This is a genomic window from Sulfitobacter sp. M22 (genome assembly GCF_021736025.1).
GTDB lineage: Bacteria > Pseudomonadota > Alphaproteobacteria > Rhodobacterales > Rhodobacteraceae > Sulfitobacter > Sulfitobacter litoralis.
In genome coordinates, this window is sequence record NZ_WMEC01000002.1 from 143,637 (window position 1) to 158,963 (window position 15,327).

General features: G+C 56.7%; 17 protein-coding genes and 2 pseudogenes. 3 read left to right on the forward strand and 16 right to left on the reverse strand.

What is annotated here, in order from left to right; all coding sequences use genetic code 11:
• Nucleotides 1–4: 4 nt before the first annotated feature.
• From GLP52_RS15975 to GLP52_RS15995, 5 genes are all read right to left on the reverse strand, one after another.
• Nucleotides 5–757, reverse strand: coding sequence for an ABC transporter ATP-binding protein (locus tag GLP52_RS15975; protein ID WP_237273712.1), 753 nt, complete (start codon nucleotides 755–757; stop codon nucleotides 5–7).
• Nucleotides 754–1,563 (reverse strand): ATP-binding cassette domain-containing protein, encoded by an 810-nt coding sequence (locus GLP52_RS15980; protein ID WP_237273713.1) that lies wholly within the window; start codon nucleotides 1,561–1,563, stop codon nucleotides 754–756. Before GLP52_RS15980 ends, GLP52_RS15975 begins: the two co-directional genes overlap by 4 nt.
• On the reverse strand, nucleotides 1,563–2,402 hold the full coding sequence (locus GLP52_RS15985; protein ID WP_237273714.1) for an ABC transporter permease: 840 nt from the start codon (nucleotides 2,400–2,402) through the stop codon (nucleotides 1,563–1,565). Before GLP52_RS15985 ends, GLP52_RS15980 begins: the two co-directional genes overlap by 1 nt.
• Nucleotides 2,399–3,355, reverse strand: coding sequence for an ABC transporter permease (locus tag GLP52_RS15990; RefSeq protein WP_237273715.1), 957 nt, complete (start codon nucleotides 3,353–3,355; stop codon nucleotides 2,399–2,401). Before GLP52_RS15990 ends, GLP52_RS15985 begins: the two co-directional genes overlap by 4 nt.
• 66 nt (nucleotides 3,356–3,421) lie before the next feature.
• Nucleotides 3,422–4,948, reverse strand: coding sequence for an ABC transporter substrate-binding protein (locus GLP52_RS15995; protein ID WP_237273716.1), 1,527 nt, complete (start codon nucleotides 4,946–4,948; stop codon nucleotides 3,422–3,424).
• A gap of 230 nt (nucleotides 4,949–5,178) precedes the next feature.
• Between GLP52_RS15995 and GLP52_RS16000 the strand changes: the two genes are divergently transcribed.
• Nucleotides 5,179–5,820, forward strand: a complete 642-nt coding sequence (locus GLP52_RS16000; protein ID WP_237273717.1) for an IS6 family transposase — start codon at nucleotides 5,179–5,181, stop codon at nucleotides 5,818–5,820.
• A gap of 625 nt (nucleotides 5,821–6,445) precedes the next feature.
• A complete protein-coding gene (locus GLP52_RS16005; RefSeq protein ID WP_237273718.1) occupies nucleotides 6,446–7,426 on the forward strand; it encodes a glycine betaine ABC transporter substrate-binding protein in 981 nt (326 codons plus the stop codon).
• Nucleotides 7,427–7,513: 87 nt separating this feature from the next.
• Here the strand turns inward: GLP52_RS16005 and GLP52_RS16010 are convergent, their stop codons facing one another.
• From GLP52_RS16010 to GLP52_RS16025, 5 genes are read right to left on the reverse strand one after another with little or no spacing between them, the layout of a single operon-like run.
• On the reverse strand, nucleotides 7,514–8,020 hold the full coding sequence (locus GLP52_RS16010; protein ID WP_237273719.1) for a RidA family protein: 507 nt from the start codon (nucleotides 8,018–8,020) through the stop codon (nucleotides 7,514–7,516).
• Nucleotides 8,017–8,142, reverse strand: coding sequence for a hypothetical protein (locus GLP52_RS19535; RefSeq protein WP_272903636.1), 126 nt, complete (start codon nucleotides 8,140–8,142; stop codon nucleotides 8,017–8,019). Before GLP52_RS19535 ends, GLP52_RS16010 begins: the two co-directional genes overlap by 4 nt.
• A 56-nt stretch (nucleotides 8,143–8,198) precedes the next feature.
• Nucleotides 8,199–8,909 (reverse strand): IS6 family transposase, encoded by a 711-nt coding sequence (locus tag GLP52_RS16015; RefSeq protein ID WP_237273720.1) that lies wholly within the window; start codon nucleotides 8,907–8,909, stop codon nucleotides 8,199–8,201.
• A 9-nt stretch (nucleotides 8,910–8,918) separates the two neighbouring features.
• On the reverse strand, nucleotides 8,919–9,206 hold the full coding sequence (locus GLP52_RS16020; RefSeq protein WP_237273721.1) for an AzlD domain-containing protein: 288 nt from the start codon (nucleotides 9,204–9,206) through the stop codon (nucleotides 8,919–8,921).
• Nucleotides 9,203–9,922 carry an AzlC family ABC transporter permease gene (locus GLP52_RS16025; RefSeq protein WP_237273722.1) on the reverse strand — a complete coding sequence of 240 codons (720 nt, stop codon included), beginning with the start codon at nucleotides 9,920–9,922 and terminating at the stop codon, nucleotides 9,203–9,205. Before GLP52_RS16025 ends, GLP52_RS16020 begins: the two co-directional genes overlap by 4 nt.
• A gap of 101 nt (nucleotides 9,923–10,023) precedes the next feature.
• Between GLP52_RS16025 and GLP52_RS16030 the strand changes: the two genes are divergently transcribed.
• On the forward strand, nucleotides 10,024–10,485 hold the full coding sequence (locus GLP52_RS16030) for an Lrp/AsnC family transcriptional regulator (RefSeq protein WP_237273723.1): 462 nt from the start codon (nucleotides 10,024–10,026) through the stop codon (nucleotides 10,483–10,485).
• 739 nt (nucleotides 10,486–11,224) lie between these two features.
• Here the strand turns inward: GLP52_RS16030 and GLP52_RS16035 are convergent.
• The 6 genes and pseudogenes from GLP52_RS16035 to GLP52_RS16060 form a co-directional block, all read right to left on the reverse strand.
• Nucleotides 11,225–11,437, reverse strand: coding sequence for a hypothetical protein (locus tag GLP52_RS16035; RefSeq protein ID WP_237273774.1), 213 nt, complete (start codon nucleotides 11,435–11,437; stop codon nucleotides 11,225–11,227).
• A pseudogene (locus GLP52_RS16040) lies at nucleotides 11,391–11,729 on the reverse strand (transposase domain-containing protein); the annotation flags it as partial. The pseudogene GLP52_RS16040 and the gene GLP52_RS16035, both read right to left, overlap by 47 nt.
• Nucleotides 11,730–11,772: 43 nt before the next feature.
• Complete coding sequence (locus tag GLP52_RS16045; RefSeq protein ID WP_237273724.1) at nucleotides 11,773–12,483, reverse strand: IS6 family transposase; 711 nt, start codon at nucleotides 12,481–12,483, stop codon at nucleotides 11,773–11,775.
• Between the two features lie 94 nt (nucleotides 12,484–12,577).
• Nucleotides 12,578–12,883, reverse strand: a pseudogene (locus tag GLP52_RS16050) (IS6 family transposase); the annotation flags it as partial.
• Between the two features lie 264 nt (nucleotides 12,884–13,147).
• Complete coding sequence (locus GLP52_RS16055) at nucleotides 13,148–13,918, reverse strand: GntR family transcriptional regulator (protein WP_336885947.1); 771 nt, start codon at nucleotides 13,916–13,918, stop codon at nucleotides 13,148–13,150.
• A gap of 67 nt (nucleotides 13,919–13,985) precedes the next feature.
• Nucleotides 13,986–15,320: a TRAP transporter large permease gene (locus tag GLP52_RS16060; RefSeq protein WP_237273726.1), complete on the reverse strand. Its 1,335-nt coding sequence runs from the start codon at nucleotides 15,318–15,320 to the stop codon at nucleotides 13,986–13,988.
• Nucleotides 15,321–15,327: the final 7 nt, after the last annotated feature.

The window sequence follows — 15,327 nt, forward strand, 5'->3', positions numbered from 1 at the left end:
TCTGTCATGTTGTGGCGGGCATTCGTGGGATGCTGGCCAATAGGCTGCGCGTATAGGGGTGTTGCGGGTCTTTGAGGATTGTCTCGGTCTCGCCCGCCTCGACGATGTGGCCACGGTCGAGCACCACGATCCGGTCACACAGGGCCGCCACCACGCCCATGTCATGCGAGACAAAGATCATTGTCATACGCTCGGAGATTTCTTCGAACAGATCAACGACCCGCACCCGCGTGGACAGGTCAAGCGCACTGACTGCTTCGTCGGCCAGCACAAGTTCGGGGCGTGCGACAATGGCGCGGGCAATGGCAATGCGCTGGCGCTGACCGCCAGAGAACTGGTGCGGGTAGCGGCCCAGCGTGTCGGGGGAAAGGCCAACGGCGGCAATCGCATCCCGCGCCATTTCAAGATGGTCTCCGGGCACGTTGAGCGAGCGTAAAGGCTCTGTCACGATGCGGCGGATGTGGTGCGCGGGATTGAGCGAGGAGTAGGGGTCTTGAAACACGGCCTGAACACACTTGCGATAGTCGCGCATGTAGCGGGCGTTTTTCGCCTCAAGCGGCTTTCCGTCGAAGAGGATGCGTCCCGATTGCGGGCTTTCCAGACCGAGCAGCAGACGCAGAAGCGTTGATTTGCCCGACCCGCTCTCGCCAACAAGCCCCACATTGGAGCCGCGCGGGACGGTGAAGGAGATGTCCTTAAGCACCCGCTGACCCGTGCCATAGGAAAAGCCGACATTTTCAACCGTCATTAGGGTCATTTTTGTCCCTCCAAGGCGTCGTCAAACCGACGCGCGGCAGTAACGAGGTTGCGCGTGTAATCGTCTTGGGGGCGTGTCAGAACCTGTTGTGTGTCGCCCGTCTCGATGGCGCGGCCGTGGCGCATGACCATCACGCGCTCGGCGACCTGACCTACAACGGCCAGATCGTGGCTGATAAACAAAAGCGCAATATCCAACTCTTCGACCAACGTGTTGATCAGGCGGATGATTTCGACCTGTGTCGTGACATCAAGCGCCGTGGTCGGCTCGTCGGCAATCAACAGACGTGGCTGACAGGCCAAAGCCATTGCAATCGCCACACGCTGACGTTGCCCGCCCGAGACCTCATGCGGGTAGGAGCCGTAGAGGCGTTTGGGGTCGGGCAGGCGCACTTGGTCGAGCAGGTCATGCACTTCGCCCTTCACAGTGGCGCGGTCGCGGTCGCGCCCTTCACGTTGGAGGCGGCGGCGGACTGGCCCTGCGATCTGACGGCCAAGGGGCATGAGCGGGTCCAGTGCCGTCAGAGGTTCCTGAAACACGCTGGCCACAACAGAGCCGCGCAGCCCGCCCAAGAGCCGCTCGGGCGCGCCGACGATCTCTTCGCCTTCGAGTGTGATGCTGCCCATCGGACGGATCGCGGGGGGCAAAAGGCCCAGAATGGCAAGCGAGGTAAGTGATTTTCCCGACCCGCTCTCCCCGATGAGGCCGAAGCGTTCACCGTGGGCGATGGAGAAGGAGAGAACCTCGACCAGCACCTTGTCGGCGGTGGCGAGGGTTAGATTGTTCACCGTCAGCAGGTTGCTCATCACACGCCCCTCTTGCTCGGGTCAAAGCTGTCACGCAGGCCATCGGCCATCAGGTTGATCCCGATGACAAGGACGAAAAGCGCCAGTCCGGGGAAGATGGCTCCCCACGGGGCGGTATAGACCGTGCCCTGCGCCTCTTGCAGCATTCGACCCCACGAGGCATTCGGCGGCGGCGCACCGAGCCCGAGATAGGACAGGGAGGCTTCCGCCATCACGGCCAGACCGAACTGCAGCGCCAGATTGACCGCGAGGAAGGGCACGATGTTGGGGAGGATGTGCCAGAACACAATCGAAAGCCACGAGGTGCCCGAGACACGCGCCGCGGTGATGTAGTCCTGACCCAGAACCTGTTTGGTGAGGATGCGGGTGATGCGCCCCACGATGGGAGACAGGCCGATGCCCAGTGCAAGGATCGCTGTGTCTAGCGAGGATTCCTCACGCGCGGCCACGACCAACATCGCCACCAGTAGGGTGGGAAAGGCAATCAGGATGTCGAAAAAGGCGGCAAGAGCATCGTCAAGGAACCGCGTGGCAAAGGCGGCCAGAATTCCCGTTGTAACGCCAATCGCGGCCCCGATGGCCACGGCGCCAAGCCCTACGATCAGCGCAATACGCGCGCCGACCATCAACTGGGTAAAGACGTCACGTCCCAGCCTGTCCGTCCCCGCCCAATGGGTGGCATTCGGCGCTTCAAGTCGCCCGCCCACCATGTCCGACAGAGCATAGGGGGTCCAGAAGAAGGACAGGACGCCAGCCAAGGCAATGCCGCCAACCAGTACGAGACTGAGCCAGAAGGTGATGTTCTTGCGCTTGGGGGTGTGGTGGGGGTCGCTACTCATCGGCGGCCTCCCTGACGCAGGCGGGGGTCAAGCACGCGCTGCAAAAGATCGGCCAGAAATCCCGTCATGAGCACGAGAAGCGTGGAGACGATCAGTACGCCTTGAATGCTTGGATAGTCACGCTGTTGAATGCCGAGAAGCAGCATGGACCCCATGCCCGGAAGCGAAAAGACCTGCTCGACCACGACCGCTCCCAGAAAGGCGGTGGACAGTTCAATGCCGAGGACCGAGATCACGGGCACGGCGGTGTTGCGGATGCCGTGGCGCATCAGGGCCTCAGTGCGGCTTTCGCCCAATGCGCGGGCCGTGCGCAGGAAATCGGAGCCGAGAACGTCGAGCGTGGAGGCGCGCACATAGCGCATGAGAGAGGCGGACATGACAATGGCAATGGTGAGAATGGGGAGGATCATCGCCTTGATCGCGGGGATAGGGTCAGCGTAGCCGCGTAAGGGAAAGCCCCCCGAGGGCAGGAGGCGCAGGTTGAGCGAAAATTCATAGACTAAAAGGATACCCAGCCAGAACACGGGCACCGCAATCCCAATTTGTGACACGACCGAGAGCAACAGGCCGAACCAGCGGTCGGCTTTCACGGCGGCGAGGATGCCCAAGGGGATGGCAATTACTAGAGCAAGGAAGAAGGCGGCAAAGGTCAGCGGTAGGGTGACGCTCAAACGGCGCGAAATTTCGTCGAGAACGGAGGCGCGAGACACAAAGGAATTGCCAAGGTCGAAATGCGCGAGGTCGCGTAGATAGGTCAGGAACTGCATCCCCAGCGGTTGGTCCGAACCAAGTTGCGTCCGCGCGGCGGCAATTTGCTCTGGCGTGGCGCCCACGCCGACCAACGCATTCGCGGGATCGCCCGGCAGCAGGCGCAAAAGCACGAAAAGCACAATCGCGGCAACGAAAAGAGACAGCAGCAGGATAAACAGCCGCCTTATGATATATCCCAGCATAGTCTGTTCAGGTTCCCAAAGGTGATGGGGCCCCGCAAAGGCGCGCGGCCCCCATGACAAGCGACCTTACTCAGCTTTCTTGATGTCGGAGACGAAGAACTGTGCGTTCAGCCCGTTCAGGGGATAGCCCGTCACGTTCGACTTGGACACGACGATCTGTGGGTAGAGGTAAAGCCACATGCTTGCAGCATCCTCAGCGATGATCTTGTTCGCCTCGGTCAGCATCGTGGTTTGCTCCTCAACCGAACTTGCACGTTCGGAACCTGCGATCAGTTCCACAACCTCGGGGTTGTTATAGCCCCAGTAGAAGTTGGGGTTGCCGTAGAAAACAATGTCGCGGTGGTTCACATGTTCTTGCAAGGTCGCCTTGAAATCCTGCGACTTGTAGATTTTAGTATACCACTCGTTAGCCGTAATGATGTTGATTTTCACGTCAACGCCCACCTTGGCCAGCTCGTTTTGCACGAATTGCGCCACCACGGGGTGTGGGTCATAATCGGGCGTGTCGAGGGTGAAGGAGAATCCGTCGGGATAACCGGCATTCGTCAGCATTTCTTTCGCGCTTTCGGGGTCATAGGCGTTCACATCGGTCAGATCGACATACCACGGGTCCGTGGGCGGCACGAAGGAGCCGATCAGGGTGCCGTAGTCACCCCAGATTGCTTTGAGCAGTTTCTCCCTGTTCACCGCACGTGCCAGAGCGGCACGCACTTCGACCTTGTTGAAGGGTTCGATGCGGTCGTTGTAGGCTAGCAGTTCTTTGGTTGTGGAGGCACCTTCGGCGACGGTGAAATCGGGGTTGTCGGTGAACAGCGACAAGGCGTCAGGGCTTTGCACCGATGTAATGATGTCGACAGCGCCAGTCAGAAGCGCGTTGTTCTGTGCGGTTGCATCGGTGAAATACTGGAACATAACGCCGCCATTGCTCGGCGCCTCGCCCCAGTAGTCCTCAAAGGGCACCATCGCGAGTGCGGAGCCGCGACGCCATTCCTGCAAGGTGTAGGGGCCAGTGCCGTCTTCGCTGGCTGTGATGTCGCCCGGTTCGTCGTTGACGATCCAGACATAGGAGAGGTTGTAGGGCAGGGAGATCGACGGCGTTGTGAGTGTGATCACAACCGTTTTGTTGTCGGGGGTCTCGATGCTTTCGATGTTGGCCAGCGTCCGCTTGCGCGAGCTGGCAGAATCTTCTGCGGTGACCCGTTCGATCGATTTTTTGACATCGGCGGAGGTGAGCGGGTTGCCCGAGTGGAAGGTCACACCGTCTTTGAGCGTGAAGGTGTAGGTCAGTTGGTCGTCGCTGATCTCGTAGCTTTCAGCGAGCTTTGGCTCTACGTCACCCGCATCAGTCAGCACAAACAGCCCTTCATAGACGTTGCCGTTGAAGGCTTCGTTGATGCCCTGACCTGCGCCCGCGGTGTTGTCGAGGTTCTGTGGCTCGTAGAGGGACCCGATGTTGATCACAGCGGTCGGGTTATAGTCCTGTGCCAGCGCGGCAGAGGCCGAGAAGGTGAGCGCCGAGGTGATAGTGAGCGCGGCAATGGCGGCACGCGACCGTGAGGCGCGGCGGGGAGGGTGGCTGTTTGTGGTGAGCATGTGGTTCCCTATTCGTCTATGTTGTTGATCCGGCCAAAAGAGAAGTGGCAGCTTTGGCGCGAACGTGTCTATGAAATCACGGCGTTGGTGCGAAAACAACGCAAGTAGGCATTGAATAACAAAGAGACTTTGGGACAATCACTGGTTCTATCGCAAAGTTTTCGCGGTTGGTTGGACTGGCTCGCGCGTGGTAGGAGCGGACTTTTGAATTTGGAAGCGAGCACCCAACTGTGACGATTGATTTCAAAGGTAACCATTTCCCAAAGAGCGTGATCCTTTATGCTGTGTTTTTCTATGTCCGCTATGGTGTCTCGTATCGGGATCTTGAGATCATGGCCGAACGCGGTATTGAAATCGATCATGCGACGCTGAACCGCTGGGTAGTAAAATTCTCGCCGCTGATCGCTGCAAGCGCGCAGGCCAGAAAGAAGCCGACAGCCATCTCTTGGCGGATGGACGAGACCTACATCAAGGTTCGCGGCAAGTGGACCTATCTGTACCGTGCTGTAGATCGGGACGGTCAAACCCTTGATTTTATGCTGTCTGAGCGCCGCGATACAGCTGCCGCGCGAAGGTTCTTCAAGCGAAAGAGCGGCGCCAACTTAGCTGGTCTGCAAAGTCTAAACGTCATCCTCAAATTCACGGAGGTTGGACGGATTATCAACACCGTTCAATCCAAATACATCAACAATATCATCGAGCAGGATCATCGCTTCATCAAACGGATCACACGGTCGATGCTCGGCTTCAAAGCGTTCCATTCTGCGGCAGCAACGCTTGCTGGGATCGAAACCGCGCATATGATCCGTAAGGGCCAGCTAGCACAAACAGGCATCTTGGGATTCAAGCAGTTCACGGCCCTCGCAGCATAATTGTGTCCACTGAAGACTCCTCTTCTGCCAGGCGAAATCTTTGCGACAGAACCGTCCGCGCGAACCTCTACAATCTTTGCCTAAATTTTAGGCAGCCCGTATTTGCCTTTAAATACAACGCTTGACCAAGGTTACTAACAGTTTGATCCCCACTTATAGTGGATAAAGTGAAAATAGCTCAAAATTCGCGGCGACCTGAAAATGGTGCAGGCCGCCGCAGTACAGTCTAGTGACGGGGAGGAGGTCACGGGACAGATGGGCAGCTTTGTTGCCCACCTTTAATAGATAGATATGCCGCGCTGGAAAGCAAACCTTTAGTAGTCCCGGAAAGACTGAAGATCTATGAGATAACCAATCGGTCGAGGGCTATGGCCCCTGAGCGGACCAGTTTCCGAAACTTACCCCACAAGATCGTTGGGCCCTTAAGGAGGCGCTCTCATGCTCCAAGTGTCCTGCAATGATAGGAATGGGCGTCGGATCGGTACGCATAGCTGTTCTTTGAATGATCAATAAGGTTATAGTTAAACCCAACCGCGCGATAGAACGAAAATGAGCAGAGAGCGGGCCGGTCGAGGGTTTGCGCACCACCTGCCGGGAACGTGTAGACAAACGGGAGAATACTAAAATGAAAAATCTGAAACTTTGGCTTTCAGCCGCAGCGATCGCGGTCACCGCGCCCAATATTGCGGCAGCCGAATGCGGAGAGGTCAGCATCACCGAGATGACGTTCTCTTCTGCAATTATCACGACAGAGATTGCAACATTTCTGATGGAGCAAGGCTATGGTTGCACCGTCACCCGGGTACCTTCTGATACAATTCCCGCCCTTACATCACTCGCTGAAAACAATGAGCCGGATATTGTCACTGAGCTTTGGGTCAACTCTGCAGGCAACGTTTACGACAAGCTTAAGCAGGATGACGTGATCAATGACATGACACAGGTGTTGCAGCCAGGCGGTCTCGAGGCTTGGTGGATCCCCACCTATCTTGCAGAAGAGCATCCAGAACTCAAAACGATCCAAGGCATATTGGACAACCCCGAGCTTGTAGGGAACCGCTTCAACAACTGTCCTACAGGAGGGTGGGTCTGCAGCACGATTAACCGTAATATTGCTCGCGCATATGGCTTTGAGGAAGCTGGCATTGAAGTGTTTGATCACGGAGGCGGCGAAACTTTAGCCGCGTCCCTTGCCTCAGCATATGAAGCCAAAGAGCCGTGGTTTGGGTATTATTGGGAGCCTACGGCTCTTATGGGGCGCTTTGATATGACCATGGTTGATATCGGGGGTGTAGACCTAGATGCACACAAGGCTAACTTGAACGCTGATGTCGCCGACCCCAAGCCAAGCGCCTATCCTCCCAGTTTGGTTTACACGGTCGCGACTACGGAGTTTATCGATGAGTACCCGGAAGTCGCTAAGTTGATGAGCAATATTAGCTTCGAGACTTCCGAAATGAGCGCGCTGTTGGCTTGGAAGGACGAGAACAACGCGTCTACGGAAGAAGCCGCTGTGCATTTTTTATTGAATAATAAGGATGTTTGGCGTGACTGGCTCAATGAAGACGCACGCCGGAAGCTATCCGCAGTCTTGGAGAAGAATTGAGGGTTAGCTATTAGCGACCGGTTAAAAAATAAGCGGGGGCCGATATGGGCCACCGCTTTTCCTTATCTTAGAAGGTACAACTGGTATTCAAGAACCCTGTCTTACAGCCACTACCTCAATCTCTACCAGCCATGCGGGGTTTGCTAAGCCTGCGACCTCAAAGACCGAGCGAGTTGGGAGCTCAGGCTGTTCTTCGGTACCAAAGTATTGAATGTAACCCTCCATAAAGCCTTGGAAATCCATCCCATCGCCACCCTCTGGAGCAACAAGATAGGCCTGCATTTTGATGACGTCCCCCATATCAAGATCAAGCCCGGCAAGCTTTTTCTCAATTGAAGCGAGAACACTGGCGGTTTGGGTCGCTGTATCGCCGAAGTATTCGGGTGAGCCCTTTTCGGCCGCCTCATCGGCGACCGTCGGCACGGTGCCACTGAGGTAAACCAAGGTTGCATCCGCGGGCACTTTGACTGCTTGCAAGATCGGGAAGTCTGAATCCGGCAAGCCGTGGCGAACGACTTCCGAACCCTGCGCATATACGCTCGTGGTCATAAGCGCTGCGACAGCGGCGAAGGGGGAGATAAATTTGCGGATCATTCGTGTTCCTCCGTGTTCTGATCTACTGGTTCGACGGGACGGGCATCGGCCACGGCGTCGAGCGTACCATCGGCCTCATAGTCATTGCCGAGGTTCGTCTGAATATAGTCCGTGATAGCCAATACTGGGATCGTCAAGTTGTTGTCCGGGATCGAAAGTGGGGGTGCGCTACCTTCTGTCACGCGGCCATGCTTTTCGCACAGTCGTTCCAGCGCTCGAACGCGGCGGCGAGGCTCTGACGGTATCTGGAGGCGGTTATCTTGTGGCGGCGAGGGCGGAACAGGTTTGCGGTTTCATCGTGGGCGCAGAGGAACCTTTGCGCCTGTCTTGCCGATTTGAAACGGCCTTGGATTTTCTCGCGCTTTCGAGTGGGTCTGTGCGATCCCTCAATACGATTGTTCAGTCCCTTGTGCGCCCGGTGATCCACGTTCAGCCCGAGCCGCCGCAGGGCCGCGCCGTAGCTGCGCAGTTTGTCCGTCACGATGACGCGGGGCTCACCCCAGCTGGCGATCAGCCGTGAAATGAAACGCTTCGCCGCCCGCGCATTGCGGCGCGTTTGCACGAAGATGTCGAGAACTTCGCCGTTGCTGTCCACGGCGCGCCACAGCCAGTGTCGCACGCCGTTGATCATGATCACCACCTCGTCCAAGTGCCATTTGTCGGTGGGCCGCGGGCGCGTAGCGCGGACCCGTTTCGCGATCTGCGGCCCGAATTTCCCCACCCATGCCCGGATCGCCTCATAGCTCACCACGATACCGCGCTCGGCCAGCAGATCCTCGACATCACGCAGGCTAAGCGAGAAGCGATAATACGCCCAGACCGCGTAGGAAATGATGGAGCGCGGAAAGCGGTGGCCTTTCAGGCGCGGTGCCGAAATCTGACTGATCATCGCACGGAGCTACATAACTGCCCTGCGGAGGGCAATAACTTGACGATCCCTCGCAATCACATGGTTCGTCCACGACGCGACCCCGAGGGCAATGGCAGCGGCCAGCCATACGACAGGTTCCTCCCCGGCCAGCGACGACGCGACAAGGGCGACGACAAGACAACCGGGGAGGTCACGCAGGACGGCGCGCAACGCCGGGCGACGTTCTATCGCATCTCCTGCAAGCAAACCGATGTAGCGGATTGCATATGTGCCGACGGCCAGCGCCGAGATCAGCGTCCATTGCGTGCCGGTCATGCGTCTGCTCCGGGTCTATCGTTCTGGGGCGTTTGAACACCGGATCGTTGAAAGAGCACACGCCGCATCGTCGCGACCGTGACGCCTGCGCCCGCACCGCCGAGAATCGCAAACGCGGCCTGCCACCCGGACAGCACCAGCAGAATTGTTGCGCTGAAGCTGACCCCAAACGGAAACAGGTCCTGCCGCCCGCGCCAGATGCCTCGCGCCATGGCGATGAACGCGGCCGTGAAGGCGAATCCGATCCCGAACACATCGAGGTTCGGCACGCCCGAGCCGACCAATGCACCGAGGGCGGTGGACGCGGTCCAAAAGGCAAGTTGCATTAGGCCGGACCCGATCAGGAAGTCGTCGCCCACATTCGGGTCGCGTGCGCGCTCGGCCACAGTGAGGGCCCAGTTTTCATCGCTGGTGACGTGAACGGCAAGCAGGCGCTTGAGGAGCGGCGTGTGCCGCAGCACCTCGCTGAGCGAGGCCAGAATGCCGATATACCGCAGGTTAAGCGCCATGCCCGCGACGACAGCACCCGCGATCAACCCTCCGTCGGCAAACCGCTCGACCGCTACGATCTGCGATGATCCAGCGAATGTCGCTGCACTCATCAGCCCGACACCCCAAAACGGAAACCCGACCTGAGCCGCCAGTACGCCGAACGCGAACCCGTAGGCCGCCGCTCCAAGACCAAATGGAATGATTTTTCTTGCGCCGTGCCACATGCTGTAAGAAATAGAAGTAAATCATAACAGTCATGCATCGTATTTGGTCCATAGGCGATTTTCTACGATCAAATTTAAGCTGAAATAGAAAGTGGAAGATCATGGATCGCGTCGATTGCCTCATACTGGATGCCATGCAGCACAATGCCCGCATCGCGATCGCCGATCTCGCAGAACGGGTCGGCGCGTCGACTGCCTCGGTTCAGCGACGGCTTAAGCGGATGCGAACCGACGGCACGATCAAGGCCGAAGTGGCTGTAATCGACCCCAGACGGTCAGGGTTCAGCATAACCGCTCTGATCACGGTTGAGTTGGAACGTGATAGTGCCGACCGGACGGACGCGTTCAAGCGCCGCGCTCTGGACGAGTCGCGTGTCCAGCAATGCTACTGCGTTGCTGGCGACAGCGATTTCGTGGTGGTCGCGATTCTACGCGACATGGACGATTACGAGACGTTCACCGCACGTTTCTTTCAGGATGAAAACGTGCGACACTACCGCTCGTCCATTGTCGTCAGTCGGGTGAAAACCTCGGTTCACGTTCCGGTTACGGCGGGAATGTGAATAGCCCAAATCTGACCCTATACGCCAGACTCCCTCTTAATGCGGACGCTCATGCTGCGTGCGGCGCTGGTCCAAACGGGCTCAAACCGGACTTTCGCCGCAAACTGCATGAATATCGGCTCCTGGCCGGTCTCTACAGGTGTTTCTATATGACAACGAGGAATCCATCCTCACCAAAGGCTGTCGCTTTTGGCTCAAATCCGACCGCCTTTGTATGGTGCGCGAAGGCTCGGTGGAAAGCAGTTTAACACTTTTTAGGTTCGGCCAAAACAATGTGGTGTGAAACCGTATTACTAGTAGTGTTAATCTCGAGTGCTCGTGGCTCTAAGTCGACAGGCAAGTATCTGTAATCTATCGGCAGCTGGTCATCGAGGCCGTTACACACGCAGTGCTTCGCCCTACGAGCGCCAAGAGTGGGGAAGTTTGGCCACATAAAATAAGCAATACTTCCAAAGCCTTGATGCGGAGCGCTGAAAGGTTCATATTTATGATTAGACGGGCTGACTTCAATGTCGCCGTCATGTCAACCAAGACAGTACTTATGTGTGTCTCGGTCTCGTACACCACGGTAATGGACTGACTATTTCGGGCTCAGCTTCGGCTGAGCATCCAGACGGTTACAGCGATAAAGATGGGCATAATCGACGCACATACACCCGTGGCAAGCAACGCCACTGCACAACCTATGAGGCATCAGCGCAACCGGAAAATCGCTTAACATAAAACCCGTTCCCGGATTTTAGACGCCTTTGGGTTGATCTGGCAGAGGCTCAGAGGTCTCGGTGAGGCCGTGCAAAAGGTGCAGGGGAGCGGTCTCCACAAAACGTTCTACGAGCTCCTCATCTGGACCCGTTGGCTTAAAGGCATTCTTGTGAGCGCGCCAAGCAACGTAGATTGCACCAACGCTACCCGCGATGCCAAAAAAGATAACGATCAGCGTTTCCAGTGTCATCGTGACTCCTTTTGGGTGATGGTCGTTGGCGTCCAGCCGCAAGCTCATCCAGCTTGTTGATCTTGTGGTCGTGGATGCGGTCGAGAACGTCCGCGAGATAGGCCTGGGGATCGATGCCGTTTAGCGTGGCTGTTTCGATGAGGGTCATGGCGCGAGCCAAGGTTTCCGCACCTGTGTCGGCCCCTGCAAAGAGCCAGTTCTTTCGCCCAATACCAATAGGGCGCAGAGCCCGCTCTGCTGGGTTGTTGTCGATTGCAACCCGACCATCGGACAGGAACAGGCTGAAGGGCTCTGTTGCATTAGTCCGCGTTGTACAAGAAATTTGAACCGGCCTATCAAGCTGCCGCATCAAACAGGTTTGCAACGAAGGCGATCTCGCTCAAGATGCCAGGCTCATTGTTCGCAAAATGACCTTTCTTGATTGCGCGATGGGTTTCGATGCCTTTCAGCGTGTTCTTGGCGGCGGTGAGTTTTCTAAAGCTCCGTTTCGGCCTCAGGAGCTGTTTCAGCGCGGCATGATCAGCTTCGATCCGGTTATTGAGGTATTTCCGGTCAACGTGCCGGATCCTTTCATCCGGCCCGTTACCGAAGTTCATTTCCTCAATCACTTTTGCATAGCTGTGCGCCTTGTCCGTGACGATTGTCATGGGAGAGTAGCACCGCGCTGTTTCACTTGCCTGGCGCATGAATGCCCTTGCTGCGTTGGCGTTTCTGCGAGCGGTGAGCCGAAAATCGATCAGCTGCCCGTGTTGATCGACAGCCCGCCACAGGTAGCACCAACGGCCATTCACCCGCACGTAGGTCTCGTCCACATGCCACTGCAGCCCGCGCCAGGAACGATGCGCACCGTAGGCTCGTTTCCGGATCTCTGGCCCAAATTTCTGAACCCACCGGTAGATCGTCGCCGCATCAGCCGTGATCCCGCGTTCGGCCAAAAGATCCCGCACATCACGGTACGACAGTGGGTATCGGCAGTACCAGCGAACCGCCAGGAGGATCACATCTCTAGGAAAGCGGTGTTGTTTAAACGGATCTCGGCGCGACATGTGGCCTCCTCCTACATCAGTGCGGAACAGTGTTGCGCTTCGTAGAAGCTAATGCAACAGAGCCACCCCATCAGTTCTCGGTGACAGTCAACAGACCAAACTGGTCCACGGCGCGCCATAGATAGCACCAACGTCCGCCAACCCGGATGTAAGTCTCGTCGACATGCCACTGCATTCCGCGCCACCAACGGTGTGCGCCATAAGCCCGTTTCCGTATCTCGGGGCCGAACTTGCAAACCCAGCGATGGATCGTGGAGGCATCGACAGTCACTCCGCGCACTGCCAGCATGTCGCGCACATCCCTGCACGACAGTGGGTAACGACAGTACCAGCGAACCGCCGTCAGAATGATCTCACGAGGAAACCGGTGTCGTTTGAACGGATTCGTGCGCTGCGTCATGGGTGCCACATCAACGAAAAAGATGAATAGGGTACTGCTTCGCCAAGTTAATGCAACGGGCCCTGCGAAAGGCATTGCTTGGTGTTCTGACCAATCTGGAACAAGATGAAAAATTGGCACTAGAGGCGGGCATCAAGGTGCCAGCAACGCGAGATCAGTTCAATTGATTTGGTCCATATGGCGGGGCATGGGTCCTGTGTGTGTGATCCTTGGGGAATGCACATGGCCCATGATGGGCCAAGGGGCAGCACCCGTTACAGGGGATCAGGTTTCGGTGTGGTTCGATTGTGCAATCAATGCGCCGCCAGGCAAGGCCCGTGCGGCTTTCATTGCTTTGGGATCAGCCAGGTTTCGTCGTTTGTTTTGCGCGTTCTTATAGGCATGTTCACGCATCCGGTCGGCGGCTCGCATACCCTGGCGGGCCTTCATGGCGTCAAATATTTCGACGTGATCAGCAAACGCGTCCTCTAGTTGGTGTTGACCCAAGGCGTCGTCGGTTTTGTCAAAGACGATTGCCGAAGTTGAAACCAAGGGCAGGTGCGAGATTTGTTCGATTGAGTTCGGCAAAGCCCGGCTTTGTGATGCGGAAATGAGCGTGGCATGATAGGAGACGTTCAACTCCCTCCAAGTGCTTTGATCGGCGGCGCTTCTGACCCCGGCTTTTAGCAAGGTGTCGGAGTCGTCAATGATGGCTTGAAAGGTCCGTATGGATTCGTCGCTCAACCCGTGCTCGGCAACTTTGCGGGCGGCCATGGCTTCTAGTTCGCCTCGGACTTCGATTGCGTCGGCAATCTCTTCTATCGAAAACAGGCGTATCCAACTGCCTCTGTTTGGTTCCCGGACAAGCAAACCTTCGTGCTCCAACGTGCTCATTGCCAGCCGTGCAATGGTTCTGGAAACGTCAAGTTCTTCGGCGACCGTGACCTCACGCAGCTTTTTGCCAACATCAAATGTCCCTGAAAGGATCTTGCTTCTTAATGCTGCCGTTGCGTCTACAAGTAACAGGGTGATCTTCCTTAAATGACTGCCGGTAATCCGGTGCTATCCGCAACTTTACGGCGGCCAGTCTATTCGGACCACCCTTTTCCCGTCGCGGCCCAATTTAAAGGAGGATCAAAGACAGCACCGGGAATGCTAGCAACAGACCCAGGACGACGAAATCAAGCGCAAGAAAGGCGGCGCATCCCTGGAATACCGCGCCAAGCGAGGTGTCTTTTGGGGCTACTGATTTGATAACAAACGCATTTAGGCCGATTGGCGGGGTTATCAGCCCGATTTCAAGTAGTTTGATCACAATGACGCCAAACCAGATCAGGTCCATACCCATACTTTCAACCAGAGGCACGGTGAATGGCAATGTCAGGACCAAAATGCCGATTGAATCCAGAAACATACCGATCACGAGGTAGAGCAAAACAATCGCCCCCATGACGATAAAAATGGACGGATCGACGCCTTGGATCATGTCCAGAACCGTCGGGACAATGCGGGTTAGGGACACAAAGGTGGCAAATATCTTGGCCGCCATCGCAACCGCAAAGATCATTGCGGTTTGTTGGACCGTGATTTTTGCCGCGTCAGTAAGATTGCGCCAATCCAGTTTTTTACGTGCAAGGCCGATCAGCGTGGCGGACATCAAACTAACGGCGGCTGCTTCGGTTGGTGTGAAAAAGCCATAACCAATACCTGCGATCACGATGGCAAGCAGCAAAAACAGGGGCCAGAGCGATATCAGATCGCGGGCTGCCGAAGTTTTTGCGGTGTCTTGCTGGACAAGCCTTGGGGCCGCCGAAGGTTTTAGCCAGCACCAGATGAAAATGGTCAAAAGAAACCCGAACAATGACAGAATGCCGGGAATGATGCCCGCAACAAACAGTTCGCGAACCGACTGTTCCGTAAAAATCGAATAGATCACGAACAACAGGCTTGGTGGGATCAAGGACCCCAATGTGCCGCCCGCCGCAACTGCCCCTGTGGCAAGCCGTTTGTCATACCCATGGCGCACCATTTCGGGCACCGCGATGCGGCCCATTGCGGCGGCGCAGGCGACGCTAGACCCGGTAATCGCCGAAAACCCGCTGCATCCCGTTACTGAGGCCACAGCCAACCCGCCAGGTAGAAACCGCAAGCGGCGGTTCAGGACGTCGAACAAATCTGTGGTAATACCTGCGGCAAATGCCACGTGGCCAAGCGCGATGAACATCGGGATCATGCTAAGTGGATAGTTCGACACAAATCCGTAAGCAGTTGTCCCAATGATGGACAAGGTTGGCCGGAGGCCGCGGACTAGGTCCATTTCTGTTCCCGGTGCCCAAGAGAACCTTAGCAAAAGCCCGACACAGGCGACGATACCGATGCAAAAAGCGATCGGAACACGCAAGACGAGCAGGATAAAAGCTGCGCCAGAGGCAAGAATAGCGAGGGTAATCGGGTCCATGGATTGG